Annotated in this window: 19 protein-coding genes; all 19 read left to right on the forward strand. The window is 27.4% G+C overall.

Translation table 11 applies throughout. The annotated features are described in order from the left end of the window. The first annotated feature begins 89 nt into the window (after nucleotides 1-89). The 19 genes from ACEXNK_RS06685 to ACEXNK_RS06775 all read left to right on the forward strand — a co-directional run bounded on the left by ACEXNK_RS06685 (nucleotide 90) and on the right by ACEXNK_RS06775 (nucleotide 15791). A complete protein-coding gene (locus tag ACEXNK_RS06685) occupies nucleotides 90-926 on the forward strand; it encodes a sigma-E processing peptidase SpoIIGA (RefSeq protein ID WP_373598429.1) in 837 nt (278 codons plus the stop codon). Between the two features lie 20 nt (nucleotides 927-946). Next, complete coding sequence (gene sigE / locus ACEXNK_RS06690) at nucleotides 947-1678, forward strand: RNA polymerase sporulation sigma factor SigE (RefSeq protein WP_373598428.1); 732 nt, start codon at nucleotides 947-949, stop codon at nucleotides 1676-1678. An 89-nt stretch (nucleotides 1679-1767) separates the two neighbouring features. Then, entirely contained in the window at nucleotides 1768-2541 is a 774-nt protein-coding gene (sigG, locus tag ACEXNK_RS06695; RefSeq protein WP_373598427.1) for an RNA polymerase sporulation sigma factor SigG, read from the forward strand. Nucleotides 2542-2669: 128 nt separating this feature from the next. Beyond that, nucleotides 2670-3131 carry a hypothetical protein gene (locus ACEXNK_RS06700; RefSeq protein ID WP_373598426.1) on the forward strand — a complete coding sequence of 154 codons (462 nt, stop codon included), beginning with the start codon at nucleotides 2670-2672 and terminating at the stop codon, nucleotides 3129-3131. Nucleotides 3132-3157: 26 nt separating this feature from the next. Then, the gene (locus ACEXNK_RS06705) at nucleotides 3158-3805 is read left to right on the forward strand and encodes an accessory gene regulator ArgB-like protein (RefSeq protein WP_373598425.1); all 648 of its coding nucleotides are present in this window, start codon (nucleotides 3158-3160) and stop codon (nucleotides 3803-3805) included. A gap of 20 nt (nucleotides 3806-3825) precedes the next feature. Then, a complete protein-coding gene (locus ACEXNK_RS06710) occupies nucleotides 3826-3945 on the forward strand; it encodes a cyclic lactone autoinducer peptide (protein ID WP_373598424.1) in 120 nt (39 codons plus the stop codon). Nucleotides 3946-4014: 69 nt separating this feature from the next. Next, the gene (locus ACEXNK_RS06715) at nucleotides 4015-5700 is read left to right on the forward strand and encodes a bifunctional diguanylate cyclase/phosphohydrolase (protein WP_373598423.1); all 1686 of its coding nucleotides are present in this window, start codon (nucleotides 4015-4017) and stop codon (nucleotides 5698-5700) included. 70 nt (nucleotides 5701-5770) lie between these two features. Then, nucleotides 5771-6034, forward strand: coding sequence for a YlmC/YmxH family sporulation protein (locus ACEXNK_RS06720; RefSeq protein WP_373598422.1), 264 nt, complete (start codon nucleotides 5771-5773; stop codon nucleotides 6032-6034). 30 nt (nucleotides 6035-6064) lie between these two features. Beyond that, on the forward strand, nucleotides 6065-6526 hold the full coding sequence (gene nrdR, locus ACEXNK_RS06725; RefSeq protein WP_373598421.1) for a transcriptional regulator NrdR: 462 nt from the start codon (nucleotides 6065-6067) through the stop codon (nucleotides 6524-6526). After that, nucleotides 6526-7233, forward strand: coding sequence for a peptidoglycan editing factor PgeF (gene pgeF, locus ACEXNK_RS06730; RefSeq protein ID WP_373598420.1), 708 nt, complete (start codon nucleotides 6526-6528; stop codon nucleotides 7231-7233). Before nrdR ends, pgeF begins: the two co-directional genes overlap by 1 nt. Before the next feature lie 16 nt (nucleotides 7234-7249). Beyond that, on the forward strand, nucleotides 7250-7942 hold the full coding sequence (locus tag ACEXNK_RS06735; RefSeq protein ID WP_373598419.1) for a winged helix-turn-helix domain-containing protein: 693 nt from the start codon (nucleotides 7250-7252) through the stop codon (nucleotides 7940-7942). A 13-nt stretch (nucleotides 7943-7955) separates the two neighbouring features. Beyond that, complete coding sequence (locus ACEXNK_RS06740) at nucleotides 7956-9236, forward strand: HAMP domain-containing sensor histidine kinase (protein ID WP_373598418.1); 1281 nt, start codon at nucleotides 7956-7958, stop codon at nucleotides 9234-9236. Between the two features lie 60 nt (nucleotides 9237-9296). Continuing rightward, entirely contained in the window at nucleotides 9297-10226 is a 930-nt protein-coding gene (locus ACEXNK_RS06745) for a YIEGIA domain-containing protein (protein WP_373598417.1), read from the forward strand. An 11-nt stretch (nucleotides 10227-10237) separates the two neighbouring features. Beyond that, nucleotides 10238-11152, forward strand: coding sequence for a YIEGIA domain-containing protein (locus tag ACEXNK_RS06750; RefSeq protein WP_373598416.1), 915 nt, complete (start codon nucleotides 10238-10240; stop codon nucleotides 11150-11152). Between the two features lie 15 nt (nucleotides 11153-11167). After that, entirely contained in the window at nucleotides 11168-11359 is a 192-nt protein-coding gene (locus ACEXNK_RS06755) for a capping complex subunit for YIEGIA (protein ID WP_373598415.1), read from the forward strand. Nucleotides 11360-11451: 92 nt separating this feature from the next. Next, the gene (locus ACEXNK_RS06760; RefSeq protein WP_373598414.1) at nucleotides 11452-12780 is read left to right on the forward strand and encodes a DUF512 domain-containing protein; all 1329 of its coding nucleotides are present in this window, start codon (nucleotides 11452-11454) and stop codon (nucleotides 12778-12780) included. Nucleotides 12781-12794: 14 nt separating this feature from the next. Then, nucleotides 12795-14117 (forward strand): ribosome biogenesis GTPase Der, encoded by a 1323-nt coding sequence (gene der / locus ACEXNK_RS06765; RefSeq protein WP_373598413.1) that lies wholly within the window; start codon nucleotides 12795-12797, stop codon nucleotides 14115-14117. A gap of 16 nt (nucleotides 14118-14133) precedes the next feature. Next, nucleotides 14134-14739 carry a glycerol-3-phosphate 1-O-acyltransferase PlsY gene (gene plsY / locus ACEXNK_RS06770; RefSeq protein WP_373598412.1) on the forward strand — a complete coding sequence of 202 codons (606 nt, stop codon included), beginning with the start codon at nucleotides 14134-14136 and terminating at the stop codon, nucleotides 14737-14739. A gap of 29 nt (nucleotides 14740-14768) precedes the next feature. Further along, on the forward strand, nucleotides 14769-15791 hold the full coding sequence (locus ACEXNK_RS06775; protein ID WP_373598411.1) for an NAD(P)H-dependent glycerol-3-phosphate dehydrogenase: 1023 nt from the start codon (nucleotides 14769-14771) through the stop codon (nucleotides 15789-15791). The last annotated feature ends 2 nt before the right edge of the window (nucleotides 15792-15793 follow it).

Raw genomic sequence — 15793 nt, forward strand, 5'->3', positions numbered from 1 at the left:
TAAATTAATTGTAATTCGACTATCAATTATGACATAAAACTCATTCAATCTAAACTATAATATAGTTAAATGTCTTAGGGGGGATGATAGTGTATGTAGAATATTATGCAATAGAAAATTTATTGATAAATTATATTATTATAAGTGTTACCTCGATTATAACTAGAAATTATAATTCTAAAAAGAAAAGGTGGATTGGGGCTATACTTGGAATGATATATTCATTATTATACATAGTACCCAATCAAGAATTGTTATTTATATTTCCTATTAAAGTATTAGTAATATTGGTTATATCTATGATTACTTTTAACTATAAAAATTTAAAAGAATACCTGAGAATTTTAATTGTATTTTACTTTGTAAATATATTTATAGCTGGAAGTTCATTTTTTATAATTTATTTTACAGGAATTACACATATGACCATATCATTTATAATACTAATTTCATATTTAAGTGGGACAATTTTAAAATATTTGTATAATGATTTAAAAGAATTAAAATATATAAATAGTATGAAAAAAGATATAAAGATTCGAATAAATAAAAGTGAAATTGAGTTAAAAGCGTTATTAGATACTGGTAATTTATTAAAAGATCCTATAACTAAATCTGAAGTAGTAATTATCAATGTTAATAAATTATATGAAATTTTACCCAAAGAATTCCAAAAACTAGATTTTAGAGATATAAATATAGCTATCATAGATGATTTTATAGATAAAGTAGATCAAGATATATCAAATAGAATTAGAATAATACCAGTAAGACAAATAAATGATCAAAAGTTAGTAATAGGCATAAAATCTGATTATATACAGATAGATGGGCATACAATACCTAATGTTGTCTTAGGGCTTTCAAACTTTAAGGAAGATGGGTATAGCGCTATTTTGAATCCACAAATATTAATGAATGTATAAATAATAAGGGGGAGAGTTTATTGAGAATACTAATTAAGTTGAAAACTAAAGGGATATCATATTTTTATAAGGTTTTATCTAAGTTAGGGTTAATGAAACCTAAGGGACTATATTATTTAGGTGGAGTTAATATACTGCCGCCACCATTATCTAGCAAAGAAGAAGCTGAATTATTAAAAAACTTAGAACATGATGAAAGTATAAAGACTATTTTAATAGAAAGAAACCTTAGATTAGTAGTATATATATCTAGAAAATTTGAAAATACAGGTATAGATGTGGAAGATTTAATATCTATTGGAACTATAGGACTTATAAAAGCTGTAAATACATTTAAGTTAAATAAAAACATAAAGCTGGCTACATACGCATCTAGATGTATAGAAAATGAAATACTTATGTATCTAAGAAAAAATAATAAGAAAAAATCTGAAGTATCTTTTGATGAACCATTAAATATAGATTTAGATGGAAATGAATTATTACTATCAGATATATTGGGAACAGAGAATGATGAAATATATAAATTAATTGAAGAAGAAATAGACAAAGATTTATTAGTTATGGCGTTAGATAGATTGTCAGATAGGGAAAAACAAATAATGGAATTAAGATTTGGGTTAGCTAGTAAAGGAGAAGAAAGAACTCAAAAAGAGGTAGCTACAATGCTAGGAATTTCGCAATCTTACATATCAAGACTAGAAAAGAAAATAATATCAAGACTAAAAAAAGAAATGAAGAAATTTGTATAGATGATAAATAATTATTCTTAAAAAGTATAAAAATATACTATATGTAAATAATTGTATAAGAAATACTTTTTAAGAGAGGACTGAAAAAAATGCAAATAAATAAAGTTGAAATCTGTGGAGTAAATACCTCTGAGTTGCCAGTTCTTAAAAATAATCAAATGACCGAACTTCTTATCAAAATAAAAGGTGGAGATGAGTTAGCAAGACAAGAATTTGTAAGAGGAAATTTAAGATTGGTTTTAAGTGTAATTCAAAAGTTTAATAACAGAGGGGAAAATATTGACGATTTATTTCAAATAGGTTGTATAGGACTTATAAAGGCTATTGATAATTTTGATTTGAGTCAAAATGTAAGATTTTCAACTTATGCAGTCCCTATGATTATAGGAGAAATAAGAAGATATCTAAGAGATAATAATCCTATAAGAGTAAGTAGATCATTAAAGGATATTGCATATAAAGCTCTTCAAGTAAGAGAAAGGTTAATAAGGTCAAATTCTAAGGAGCCTACTGTTTCTGAAATCGCAAAAGAATTAGAATTAGAAGTAGAAGATGTGGTTATGGCATTAGATGCTATACAAGATCCTATATCATTGTTTGATCCTGTATACCAAGATAATGGAGATGCAATATTTGTCATGGATCAAGTTCAAGATAAGAAGGATACAGATGAAAACTGGCTACAAGAGATTGCTCTTAAAGAAGCGATAAAGAGATTAAATGGAAGAGAACGTTTGGTTTTAGATTTAAGATTTTATAAAGGAAGAACTCAAATTGAGGTGGCAGATGAGATAGGTATTTCACAAGCTCAAGTGTCTAGAATAGAAAAAAATGCTTTGAAAAATATGAGAAAATATATATAAATTTTTATGCAAAAGTTTTAAAACTTTTGCATATTTTTTTTGAATTCAAAGATAGCATACGAATTGTAAAAAAATGTAATATGTGCTATAATTCATGTTGGATAATATTAGTAGAAAAGGAGATTTAAATGTTAAACTCGTCATTATCTTATATCATAGTAAGAAGTTTTCCTGAGTGTATACTTATGACTTTAGCGAGTTATATATTAATGAACATAAAGTTAGATTTCAAAGATATACTTAAGAATTCTATTTTGTATCTAGGGGTATTAACATTTATAAGAACGTTGCCTATAAGCTTTGGAATACATACTATTTTAGGGATGTTTGTTTTAGGTACAATTCTTTATAAAATAAAAAAACAAGATATAATACTAACTATAATAACTATAGCTAAAATGTTTGCATGTTTAGGTATAAGTGAAGGTATATATATGTGTGTAATTAATACTATTTTACAAGTTCCATTAGAAAAAATTATTGACAATACAAGTGTAGAAAGTGCTTTGTTAACGTTACCTTCTTTACTTATATTTATATTTTTAGTAATAATATTAAAGATTTTAACTAATAAAATAGGTAAAAAATAAAATATATTATAAATAGGGGAAATAATATGTCAATTATAGAAAATATTTCTTATAATATTTCAAATAAGATAGGGAATAAAGCTAATAAAACTCAAGATGAGATAGAAATTATTAATTATGGATTATTTATGACGTTACATACGTTGACAGGTATTATAATTACTATAATAATCGGTATCCTTATAGGTAAACTAGCAGAAATGTTAACCATTACATTAGTAGCTTCAAGTACTAAAAGGTATTCAGGTGGAGTTCATGCAACATCTCCTAGCAGATGTATTATTATAGGTATTATAACTACTATAATGGTAGTATATGTAAGTATATTATTAGGAAATTATACTGATATTAATTTTTTAATAATATTTACATTGATAGTTATATCTACATGTAACTATATTTTTTACAATAAAGCTCCAGTGGGGAGCAAAAACAAACCCTTAAAAAAGGAATCTACAAGAAAAAAGTTAAGAAAAAAGCTTTTTGTAGTATTGAGTTTTTATCAAATAGTTTTGGCACTAGCTATTTTATTACTATTTTTTGATAAATTAGATAGTAATTTTATAAAATATATATATTGTATAGAGTTAGGAATTTTATTACAATGTACAGCTATAACTAAATTAGGAGAATCTATTATCTTAAAATTAGATAGTATTCTTACATATAATTAATTATATAAGGGGGATTAGCTATGAACTTTTTAGCAAACTTATTCTCAGATTTAGCATTAAATTTAGGTAATGGAGCTAGCACTATGTGCTCTATGCTTTTCTTTGAACCAGAAATGCCAAAGTCAATGAGAGAAGAATAATTAATATAAACCATAAGGATGCATTCCTTGTGGTTTATTGTTTAATACACAAAAATTAGGTGACAGGTAATGAATGAATTTGAAAATATAAGGAATAAAAAAATATTTGAAATACTAGCTATAATAAAAGTTATATACATTTTATTAGGTATGGTAGCTATGATAAGCTCGTATGAGATAGTAAAAGATTTGGATTATGTAATAGTAGTTATATATACAACTACTATAGCATCATTAATTATAGTATATTTTATGTGGTTATCTAAAAAAAAGTACAAAGTTATAAATGAAGCCCCCAAGCCAATAAATAATATAGAAACTATTTTATTAATGGTTATATGTACGGTTATAATAGTAGCTACAGGAACAGAAAAAAGTCCATATAAATTTTTATATATTTTTATAATTATAATATCATCTATACAATTTGGTAGAAATTATGCAATGATTGTATCAGTTATATGTTCTTTATTAGTTTGTGGAGTCGATGTTATTTCTATATATTTAAGTAACAATTTATTAATGGGTGATGATAAAGCGCTTATTATTCATTTTCAGATAGACATGGTTATAGTTAGTGCTTTTTTAGTTACATCGTGGATACTTGGTATGTATGTAAATATAGAAAAAGAACATAGCAAAGAATTACAAATTTTAGCTAATGTAGATGAATTAACAAGTTTATATAATCATAGATATTTTCAAGAATCATTAGATAATATAATGAAAATTGCAAGAGAAGAAGGATTCTCTATATCATTATTATTTATGGATATAGATTATTTTAAAAACTATAATGATATAAATGGACATCAAATAGGAGATATTCTTTTAAAAGAGATAGGAAGTATACTAAAATCTAGTGTTAGAGAAAATGATATTGTTGCTAGATATGGAGGGGAAGAGTTTGCGGTAATACTTCCAAATACAAGTGAAGAAGAAGCTATGGTAGTAGGGGAACGCATAAGAATGAATATAGAAAATACTTATTTTTACGGGCAAGAAAATCAGCCTAATAAAAATATAACAATATCTATAGGAGTATCATCTTATCCATTAAGAGCAAACGATAAACATCAATTTATAAACACAGCAGATGATGCATTATATAGAGCAAAATCTTTAAATAAAAATAGAGTTGAAGTTTATTATAGTATATTAGAAGAAATAGCAGATCATATATATATAGATGAAGAAACTAGTAGATCTTTAAAACGATTTATAAATATGATAAATAAAAAAGATAGATACACATATGGGCATACGGAAAGAGTTGTTATTTACTTAGGTTGGTTTGCTGATTTCTTAGAATTAAATGAAAAAGATAAGTTGAATTTGAAGTTAGCTGCATATCTTCATGATATAGGGAAAATTGAAATTCCTGAAGAAATTTTAAATAAAAAAGAAAAACTTACAAATTTAGAATATGATATATTAAGGCAACATCCTGTTCTAGGTGTTGATCTAATTAGACATATACAAGCTTTTGAAGATTTATTACCATTAATTAGGCATCATCATGAAAGATATGATGGACTAGGATATCCGGATAATCTAAAAGGAGAAGAAATACCGTATTTATCTAGGGTAATATCAGTAGCAGATAGCTTTGATGCTATGACTTCTCACAGACCTTATAATACTAGAAAAGATCACGAAAGTGCTATTGAGGAATTGAAAAGATGTTCAGGAACTCAATTTGATCCGGAATTGGTAGAAAAGTTTATAAGTATGATAAAATTAAAAAAAGATTAAAAATGACCTGATTAGGTCATTTTTTTTTGTTGAGATACATATTTATTTTTAAGAGGAGGTAGATTATAATATGATTAGAATTTCTGATATAATGGATAAAGAAGTAATAAATGTAAAAAATGGTAAAAGAATGGGATTTATAAGTGATATAGATATGGATATTAATGAAGGTAAAATAGTATCTTTTACCATAGTTGGAGATAACGGAATGAATTTCTTTTCTAGAAATTATGAAGGACAAGTTGTTTTTTGGAATGATATAATAAAAATAGGGTGTGATACTATAATAGTTAATCAAGGTCAAGACCATAGCTTAGACGAGTTTAATATATAGAAAAGACATTTTAACAAAGGAGGGATAAATATGTTATGTCCTTACTGTAACTATAAAGAATCAAAGGTAATAGATTCAAGACATACAGATGGTCAATCAATTAGAAGAAGAAGGGAATGTGAATCTTGTAAAAAAAGATTTACTACATATGAAAAAATAGAATTAACGCCTATAATGGTTATAAAAAAAGATAATAGCAGAGAATATTTTGATAGAAATAAAATTAAAAATGGAATATTAAAATCTTCAGAGAAAAGGCCAGTTTCTATTGAACAAATAGAAGATATAATTCAATACATAGAAAATGATATAAATAAATGTTATATATCTGAAGTAGAAAGTAAGAAAATTGGTGAAATGGTAATGGATAAATTAAAAGATGTTGATGAAGTTGCATATGTAAGGTTTGCATCTGTATATAGACAATTCACTGATATAAATACTTTTGTAAAGGAACTAAAGAATATATTTGGCGAGAAGGTGACAAAATAATGAACTATATAAAATTTAATGAAGTAGATAACAAATGCAAATTTGCGAACTTAGGTTTTACTAATATAAATGTAGATATGGCATCTAAAGAAGATAGAAAAAAAGTATGTGAAGAGTTAGATATGAATTATGAAAATTTAACTAACAATAAACAAACACATTCAGATATAGTAAATGTAGTTAATCCTGAAGATATTGGAAAAATAAAAGAAGGAGATGCTTTAATTACTAATCTAAAAAAGACCCCGCTTTTAATATTTGTAGCAGATTGCGTTCCAATAGCAATTTTAGATCCAAACAGAGAAGCTGTTTCTTTATGTCATGCAGGATGGAGAGGTACATATTCAAAAATAGCTGAAAATGCTATAACTGAAATGAAAAATCTTTATAAAACTAATCCTAGTGATTTGGTTTGTGTATTAGGTCCATCTATAGGACCTTGTTGTTATGAAGTATCTAAAGATTTAATCGAAAAATTTAACACAATCATTACAAATGAAGATGAAAAATTCTATATAATTAAAGATGACAAGTATTATCTAGATTTATGGAAAGTAAATGAAATTGTATTAAGGAATTGTGGAGTAAAAGAAGAAAATATAATTAACTTAAACATATGTACTAGTTGTAATAGTGATAAGTTTCACTCTTATAGAAAGCATGATAAGACAACTAAAAGGCTAGGTATGATACTTGAAATAAAGTAGAGAGGAGCAACTTAAGATGAAAACTAAGGTGCTAGTTATAGATGATGAAAAACATATAGTAGAACTTCTTAAATTTAATTTAGAAACTGTAAACTATGAAGTACATTCATCTTATGATGGTTTTGATGGATTTATTAAAGCGAAAGAAATAAGTCCAGATTTGATTTTGCTAGATTGGATGCTTCCTAATATAAGTGGAATAGAGCTTCTAAAGAAAATAAGAGAAGATAAAGATTTAAAAAATATACCAGTTATAATGCTTACTGCTAAGAATGTAGAAAATGATAAAATTGAAGGACTAGATGCAGGAGCTGATGATTATATAACTAAACCATTTAGTATAAAAGAATTACTAGCTAGAAGTAACTCTGTACTTAGAAGATATAATGTAAACAACACAACTCCTGAAAAAACTGTGTTAAGTGTAGGAAACTTAAAGTTAGACTTACAAAAGCATGAGGTTTTAAAAGGAGATAAAAAGATTGATTTAACACTAAAAGAGTTTGAACTATTAAGATTACTATTAGAAAATAAAGGCAAAGTATTATCTAGAAACTATCTATTAGATAAAATATGGGGATATGAGTATTATGGAGAAACAAGAACGGTGGATGTTCATATAAGATATTTAAGAAAAAAAATAGAAACTGATAATGAAGACGAGAAATATATAGAAACTATTAGAGGGATTGGATATAAAATAGACTAAGGAGAAAATGAATATGGAAAGTATATATTTTTTCATTGTATTGACATCGATTATAGTTTCTATAATATCTATAAGATATGCTATGAATTTAAATAGTTACTTAAAAGAATTTATAGCTGTTTCTAAAAAAATAAGTAATAAAGAATTCCATACAAAGATAAATATATCTGCAAAAGGAGAATTAGGACAACTAATTGATAATTTTAATTACATGATTGAGACTATAGACTCTACTATAGAAGAAGTACAATACAAAAACCTACAATTAAAATCTATAGTAAAAAGTATATCGCATGGTATTTTAGCTATAGATATAAATGGAAATGTATTACTAATAAATGAAGAGGCTAGAAATATAATAAAATGTTCTAAAGATGAGATAAAAGAAGGTAAAAATATAAATCAAGTAATAAAAGATGGAAAAATTTTAAGGGAAATATCTAGCTTTATAGGATCTAAAAAAACACAAATGAATCAGATTACTAATGATGAAGATATTGTATACAACATAAAACTAGATCCAGTTTACTTGCAAAGTAGTAAAAATGTTATTATAGGATCTATAATAAATATAGAAAATGTTACCGAAAAAGTAAGATTAGAGAATATGAGAAGTGATTTTGTTGCAAATGTAACACATGAGCTAAAAACACCGTTAACTTCGATTAGTGGATTTGTTGAAACTCTTAGAATAAATGAAAATATAGATGTTAAAACAAGAGATAGATTTTTAGGTATAATAGAATCTGAATCAGACAGATTAAAACGTTTAATAGATGATATACTGTTGCTTTCTTTTATAGAAAACAAAGATACTCTATGTGGTGAAAAAGTTGATGTATTAAATACAGCTAGAGAAGTATATGAGCTAACAATAAATTCTGCAAATTCAAAGGATATAGAATTAAAGTATAAATTTGAAGATGATAATATTACAATAGATTCAAATAGAGATTACATAAAACAAATCTTTTTAAATCTTATAGATAATGCTATAAAATACACTCCTAATGGTGGATTTGTAGAAACTATAGTAAGTCAAAATAATAAAGACATACTTATTAAAGTAAAAGACAATGGTATAGGTATAGACAAAGAGGATAAAAACAGGATATTTGAAAGATTTTATAGAGTGGATAAAGCTAGAAGTAGAGATGTAGGTGGAACGGGTTTAGGGCTTGCTATAGTTAAGCATATAGTTAAGTCGCTAGATGGAAATATAGTAGTTGAAAGTGAATTGAATAAAGGCACAGAATTTATAGTTACAATACCGAAAAAAAATTTCCTTAATTAAGGAAATTTTTTTTTGTTTTTGCACAAAATAGATGTAGTAAAAGTAAAAGGAGGAATAAATATGGATGATGCTACATTATTTAGGCGTGCATTTGGGGTAGCTCTAGTGTTAGGTATGTTATCTAGACTTATAGTATTAAGAATGGTAAATAAACAACAGCCAACTCAACCTCAAGACTACATAGAGCAACTTATTTTGTCATTTATAGCGTCAGCACTTGGAGCTATAGCTTTTCCAGCTTTATTAGATAAAGAATTTGCAGCATTAACTTTTTTATCTGTAGGAATACAACAATTTCAGGAAGTTGCAAGTGAAGAACAACTTACGCTATCTAATTTAGATAAAGTAGATTTAGTATCAAAAGGAAGCACTTATATAAATGAAGTTTCAAAAAACTATGAGGTTAGAAATTATTTAAGTATTTTTTCCTCATTAGCAGCATCGATGACATTTATATTAGCTAACAATGAGTTGAAATTTAACTTTATTATGTGTACCCTAGTATCAATCATAGCTACAGGTATAGTTGGATACATATTTAAAAAAATATTAGCTAATAAAAGTTTAGAAGATATAGTAGATGTTGAAGTTGTTCCTATAGAGTTTGATGGTCCCTTATTAACTATAAATGAAACTGTTATAACAAATGTAGGATTAGAAGACTCTAGAAATAGATATTTAAAAAAAGGTATAGGAATAAAGGTTACACCAAAAGATATTATAGCTGCAGGTATAATTAGTGACACTGCTCAACAACAAGCTATGGTACACAATGTTTACTTGCATATGGGTATAGATAGAGATGTTGATGAACCTGAGTTTATGCCTATTGCAAGAACTAACCCTAAAGATAGATCTGTAAACTTTGGATTTGTTCCACTAGTAAGAGATATAGATTTAACGGTTGAAGCAGTAAAAAGTACACCAATATTAGATAGTGCGAAAGGTAATAACAACGCATATAGAAAAAGTACACAAAATAAAAGATAAGAGGTGATTAAATGAGAAATATATTTTTAATAGGTGTAGTTATAGGAATTGTATCTAGACTGATAACATTAAATATAGATAGAAAACAATACCCTACACAACCTAATATGCTAGTTTCACAAATAGTACTAGCGATAGTAGGATCTGCATTAGGAGCAATGTTAGTTCCTGCACTTATACAAAAATCATATACATCAATAACGTTCTTATCTTTAGCAGCTAGTCAATTTAGACAAGTTCGTCATAGTAAGAGAAATTCACTAATTGAGATGGACGATGCGCTTTTGGTAAAAAGAGGAGAAGGTTATATAGAAGAGATAGCATTAACTTATGAAGTAAGAAGTTATACTTGTATATTAACAGCACTTACGACATCTGCAGCTTATCATTTATGTAAAACAGAATTATACTTAGGAGAAACACAAAGTATTATATTAGGATCTGCAGCAGGTATAGCCTTAGCGTTAATATTTAAAAAGCTATTTGTAAGAGAAAGCATAGGTTCTATTGCAGAAGTAGTTCCAGCAAAAATTTCATTTGATGGACCGCTATTAAAGGTTAATGACGTTGTTATTTCTAATATAGGTTTAGATTCATCTAAGCAAAGATATCTAGAACATGGATTAGCTGTAGAAATAATACCTAAAAATGGAAGTTATATCAGTAGTGGTATAATTTTAAATCCAGGACAAAGACAAACTATAGCGAATATAGCATATTCAAGATTGGGAATAATGAGAACACCTGATGAACCAGATTTCGTACCTTTATTAAGGAGAAATCCTCAAAATGAAAGCTTAGTAATGCCATATATTCCAATTGAAAAAGATATAAATAAATTAATCGCAGCTGTAAAAAGCACACCTATAATAGAAAGCGCTAGAGGACAAAACTGGGCACTAAAAAGATACACTATAAAACAATAAAAAGGGGTGTTATTAATGAATGTAGGTATAACAGATGCAACGTTAGCTATTATTACTATTAATAAAGATATGAAGTCTTCCATGTTTCCTGTTTTTTATGCAGAAGATGAAAAAGAACTTCAAGATAGAGCTTTAATAATATCTAAAACAATGGGAGGAATGGTGCATGACGTATTACATGGAACTCTAATAATAGTAAGACATTAAAGGTACCGTAAAAGGTACCTTTTTATTGACTATTTCAATTAAAACATGTTATTATAATGTGATGTACTTATAAAGGAAAAGTGGTGAAATTTATGGAAGTAAACGTAAAAAATGTAAATAACATAATAAGTAAAGTATATAAAAACAGTATTGCAGATGAGCTAGGCATAGAAGTTGGAGACTTACTAATTTCTATAAATGATCAACCTATACATGATATAATAGAATATAGATTTTTATTAAGTGATGAGTACTTAGAAGTTGAGATAAAAAAGAAAAATAATGAAATATATGTATATGAAATAGAAAAAGAATATGATGAAGATTTAGGAATTGAGTTTACTAATCCTATAATAGATAAAGCTAAAAGCTGTAGGAATAAATGTGTATTTTGTTTTATAGATCAATTACCAAAAGGTATGAGAGAAACATTATACTTTAAAGATGATGATTCTAGATTATCATTTTTACAAGGAAACTTTGTTACTCTTACTAATATGAGTGAAGAAGATATAAATAACATAATCAAATACAGAATAAGCCCTATAAATATATCTGTCCATACTACGAATCCAGAATTAAGACAGACTATGATTAAAAATAAATTTGCAGGTAGATTATATGAAATAATGCAAAGACTTGCGGATGCACAGATACAAATGAATTGTCAGATAGTTTTATGTCCTGGTTATAATGATAAAGAGGAGTTAGAAAGAACTGTATCTGATTTAACTAAATTGTATCCATATGTAAATAGTGCAGCTGCAGTTCCAGTAGGTATAACTAAACATAGGGATCACTTACCGCATTTAGAAATATTTAATGAGCAAACAGCTAGAGAGACTATTGAATTAGTACACAAGTTACAAAGTAAATACATGAAAGAATTAGGTACTAGATTTATATTCTTATCTGATGAATTCTATATAATGGCTAATAAAAAGTTATTAGAGTATGATGAATACGAAGGATTTATACAATTTGAGAATGGAGTAGGTATGATAAGTAAACTAGAAAGAGAAATCAAAGATTACTTAAATACTATTTCACAAGATAAAACTAATATTAAAAAGAAAGTTTCTATAGCTACAGGACATTCTGCATATGAGTTTATAAAGGATATGGCGAGTTGTGTAATGGAAAAATGTCCTAATATGGAAATTAATGTATACAAAATAATAAACAACTTTTTTGGAGATACAATAACTGTATCTGGATTAATAACAGCTACAGATATAATGGAACAACTTAAAGATGAAGATTTAGGACAAACTTTATATATACCAAGAAGTATGCTTAAAGCAGATGAAGAAATATTCTTAGATAATATTACTTTAGAAGACTTAAAAGAAAAAATGAAAATAGAGATTATACCTTGTTTAAATGAAGGTAAGGATTTCGTTGAAAAAATATTAAAGTAAGAAGGGAGAACATTATGAGTGATAATAGACCAGTAGTTGCAGTAGTAGGAAGACCTAATGTTGGAAAATCAACATTATTCAATAAGTTAGCAGGAAAAAGAATCTCAATAGTTGAAGACACTCCAGGAGTAACAAGAGATAGAATATTTACAGAGGTAGAGTGGCTAAATAAATACTTTACACTTGTTGATACAGGAGGTATAGAGCCAAATACTAATGATATAATATTATCTCAAATGAGAAATCAAGCTATGCTTGCTATGGATATGGCTCACGTTATATTATTTGTTGTTGATGGTAAAGCGGGGCTTACAGCAGCAGACAGAGAAGTTGCACAAATACTTAGAAAAACAAAAACGCCAGTAATATTAGTTGTTAACAAAATAGATAGTCAAAGTCAATTTGACAATGTATATGACTTTTATGAATTAGGATTAGGAGTTCCATTTGCAATATCTAGTGCAAACAGTATGGGACTTGGAGATTTACTTGATGAAGTAGTAGACAATTTCCCAGAAGGATTAGACACTGAGTATGACGAAGATATAATAAGAGTTGCTATAACAGGTAAACCTAATGCAGGTAAATCTTCTATATTAAATAATATGTTAGGAGAAGAAAGAGTTATAGTAAGTCCAATAGCAGGTACAACTAGAGATGCTATAGATACTTATTTAGAAAAAGGAGATCATAAATTCCTTTTAATAGATACAGCAGGACTTAGAAGAAAAAGTAAAATATATGAAAATGTAGAAAAATACAGTGTAATAAGAGCTATGAGTGCTGTAGATAGAGCAGACGTAGTACTTATAGTAATAGATGCAGAACAAGGTGTTACAGAGCAAGATACTAAAGTTGCAGGAATAGCACATGATGAAGGAAAAGCATGTTTATTTGTAATAAATAAGTGGGACTTAATAGAAAAAAATGATAAAACTATGAGTTTATATACAAAAGAAATAAGAGAAAAATTTCCGTTCATGGCATATGCACCTATAGTTTTCGTATCTGCTAAAACTAATCAAAGAATGAACAAAATATTAGAAACAGTAGTTTATATAGCTGAAGAACATGCTAAGAGAGTTCCTACATCTACATTAAATGATGTAATAGGGGAAGCTGTACTTCTTAATCAACCACCTTCTGACAAAGGTAAGAGATTAAAGATATACTATGGATCTCAAACAGGAGTACAACCACCTAAATTTACTCTATTTATAAATGACAAACAACTTACTCATTTCTCATATCAAAGATATCTTGAAAATAAGATAAGAGAGAATTTTGGATTTGAAGGTACACCAGTAAGATTTGAATACAGAGAAAAGAGAAAATAAAAATTAGGGGGGCGTTATGATTAATTACCTAATTATAATATTAATATCTTATTTTATAGGAAGTATATCAACTTCATATATAATAGCTAAAAGAATGCTTGGAGTTGATATAAGAACTCAAGGTTCAGGAAATGCAGGATCTACGAATGTATTAAGAACTTTAGGTAAAAAAGCTGGAGTTATGACTTTCGTAGGAGATTTACTAAAAGGTATGATAGCTGTATTTATAGCAAAGATTATAGCAAATATAGCTCATATGGATGTTACAAATGCAGCATATATAGCTGTTGTATTTGTTGTAATAGGACATAACTGGCCTATATTTTTAGGATTTAGAGGCGGAAAAGGTGTTGCGACATCTTTAGGTTCTATGATTGCAGTTAATCCAATAATAGCATTAAGTTGCTTTGCATTTTTTATACTTATAGTATATGTAACTAAGTATGTATCATTAGGATCAGTACTTAGTATATGTACATCTCCTGTTATAATGATTTTAATAGGAAACTATAAAGGAGTAGCTGTTACATTGTTTTTATCATTCTCAGTAATATTTAAACATAGGGAAAATATAAAAAGATTATTAAATGGAACAGAGAGAAAAATAGGAGAAAAGAAATAATATTTTAACTGTACTTAGGTGGTGTTTCTATGGAAAAAATTTGTGTATTAGGAGCTGGAAGTTGGGGTACTGCATTAGCCCTTGTAGTAGCTAAAAAGGGATATGATGTTTCAATGTGGACTCTAAATGAAGAACAGTGTAAAAGAATAAATAGTACTAGAGAAAATAAAGATTATCTTCCAGGAATATTTATTCCAGAAAATATAAATGTTACAACTAGTCTAGAAGAAGCTATATTAAATAGTTCAATTATAGTATTGGCTGTGCCTTCTCAGGCAATAAGAAGTATATGTAAGCAAATGAAGCCATATGTAAATGAAAAACAAATATTAGTCGATGTAGCTAAGGGATTAGAAAAAGGAACAGGACTTCGATTATCTGAAGTTTGTGAAAGTGAATTACCTGAGTGTAAATATGTTGTTCTTTCAGGACCTTCACATGCAGAAGAAGTATCAAGAGATATACCAACGACTGTAGTAGTAGCATCAGAAGATTTAGAAGCAGCTGAAAAAGTACAAGATATATTTATGAGCCCTAAGTTTAGAGTTTATACTAACCCTGATGTTGTAGGGGTTGAACTTGGAGGTGCATTAAAAAATATAATAGCATTTGGTGCTGGTATATGTGATGGATTAGGATATGGAGATAATGCAAAAGCAGCTCTTATGACTAGAGGAATAAGAGAAATAAGTAGATTAGGAGTTGCTTTAGGTGCAAAAACATCTACTTTTTCAGGATTATCAGGTATCGGAGACTTGATAGTAACTTGTACAAGTATGCATAGTAGAAATAGAAGAGCAGGAATACTTATAGGACAAGGAAAGAGTTTAGATGAAACTTTAAAAGAAGTAAAAATGGTTGTAGAAGGTATTACAGCAACTGAAGTAGCTCATGAAGTAGCTAATAAATTAAATATAGAAATGCCTATAACAAGTGCTATCTATTCTGTACTTCATAGTGGAGCAAATCCAGATGAAGTTGTAGATGAATTGATGATGAGAAATAAAACGCACGAAGTTGAAGAGGTTGTTAAAGAAAAACTAGACATTTAGTC

The sequence above is a fragment of the Paraclostridium bifermentans genome (assembly GCF_964259345.1).
GTDB classification, from domain to species: Bacteria; Bacillota; Clostridia; order Peptostreptococcales; family Peptostreptococcaceae; genus Paraclostridium; species Paraclostridium bifermentans_B.

Excerpts from the sequence above, each read along its gene's own strand:
- sigG (WP_373598427.1), top strand. The coding sequence starts at position 1,768 with ATGCAAATAAATAAAGTTGAAATCTGTGGAGTAAATACCTCTGAGTTG.
- ACEXNK_RS06700 (WP_373598426.1), top strand. The coding sequence starts at position 2,670 with ATGTTAAACTCGTCATTATCTTATATCATAGTAAGAAGTTTTCCTGAG.
- ACEXNK_RS06705 (WP_373598425.1), top strand. The coding sequence starts at position 3,158 with ATGTCAATTATAGAAAATATTTCTTATAATATTTCAAATAAGATAGGG.
- ACEXNK_RS06710 (WP_373598424.1), top strand. The coding sequence starts at position 3,826 with ATGAACTTTTTAGCAAACTTATTCTCAGATTTAGCATTAAATTTAGGT.
- ACEXNK_RS06715 (WP_373598423.1), top strand. The coding sequence starts at position 4,015 with ATGAATGAATTTGAAAATATAAGGAATAAAAAAATATTTGAAATACTA.
- ACEXNK_RS06720 (WP_373598422.1), top strand. The coding sequence starts at position 5,771 with ATGATTAGAATTTCTGATATAATGGATAAAGAAGTAATAAATGTAAAA.
- nrdR (WP_373598421.1), top strand. The coding sequence starts at position 6,065 with ATGTTATGTCCTTACTGTAACTATAAAGAATCAAAGGTAATAGATTCA.
- pgeF (WP_373598420.1), top strand. The coding sequence starts at position 6,526 with ATGAACTATATAAAATTTAATGAAGTAGATAACAAATGCAAATTTGCG.
- ACEXNK_RS06735 (WP_373598419.1), top strand. The coding sequence starts at position 7,250 with ATGAAAACTAAGGTGCTAGTTATAGATGATGAAAAACATATAGTAGAA.
- ACEXNK_RS06740 (WP_373598418.1), top strand. The coding sequence starts at position 7,956 with ATGGAAAGTATATATTTTTTCATTGTATTGACATCGATTATAGTTTCT.
- ACEXNK_RS06745 (WP_373598417.1), top strand. The coding sequence starts at position 9,297 with ATGGATGATGCTACATTATTTAGGCGTGCATTTGGGGTAGCTCTAGTG.
- ACEXNK_RS06750 (WP_373598416.1), top strand. The coding sequence starts at position 10,238 with ATGAGAAATATATTTTTAATAGGTGTAGTTATAGGAATTGTATCTAGA.
- ACEXNK_RS06755 (WP_373598415.1), top strand. The coding sequence starts at position 11,168 with ATGAATGTAGGTATAACAGATGCAACGTTAGCTATTATTACTATTAAT.
- ACEXNK_RS06760 (WP_373598414.1), top strand. The coding sequence starts at position 11,452 with ATGGAAGTAAACGTAAAAAATGTAAATAACATAATAAGTAAAGTATAT.
- der (WP_373598413.1), top strand. The coding sequence starts at position 12,795 with ATGAGTGATAATAGACCAGTAGTTGCAGTAGTAGGAAGACCTAATGTT.
- plsY (WP_373598412.1), top strand. The coding sequence starts at position 14,134 with ATGATTAATTACCTAATTATAATATTAATATCTTATTTTATAGGAAGT.
- ACEXNK_RS06775 (WP_373598411.1), top strand. The coding sequence starts at position 14,769 with ATGGAAAAAATTTGTGTATTAGGAGCTGGAAGTTGGGGTACTGCATTA.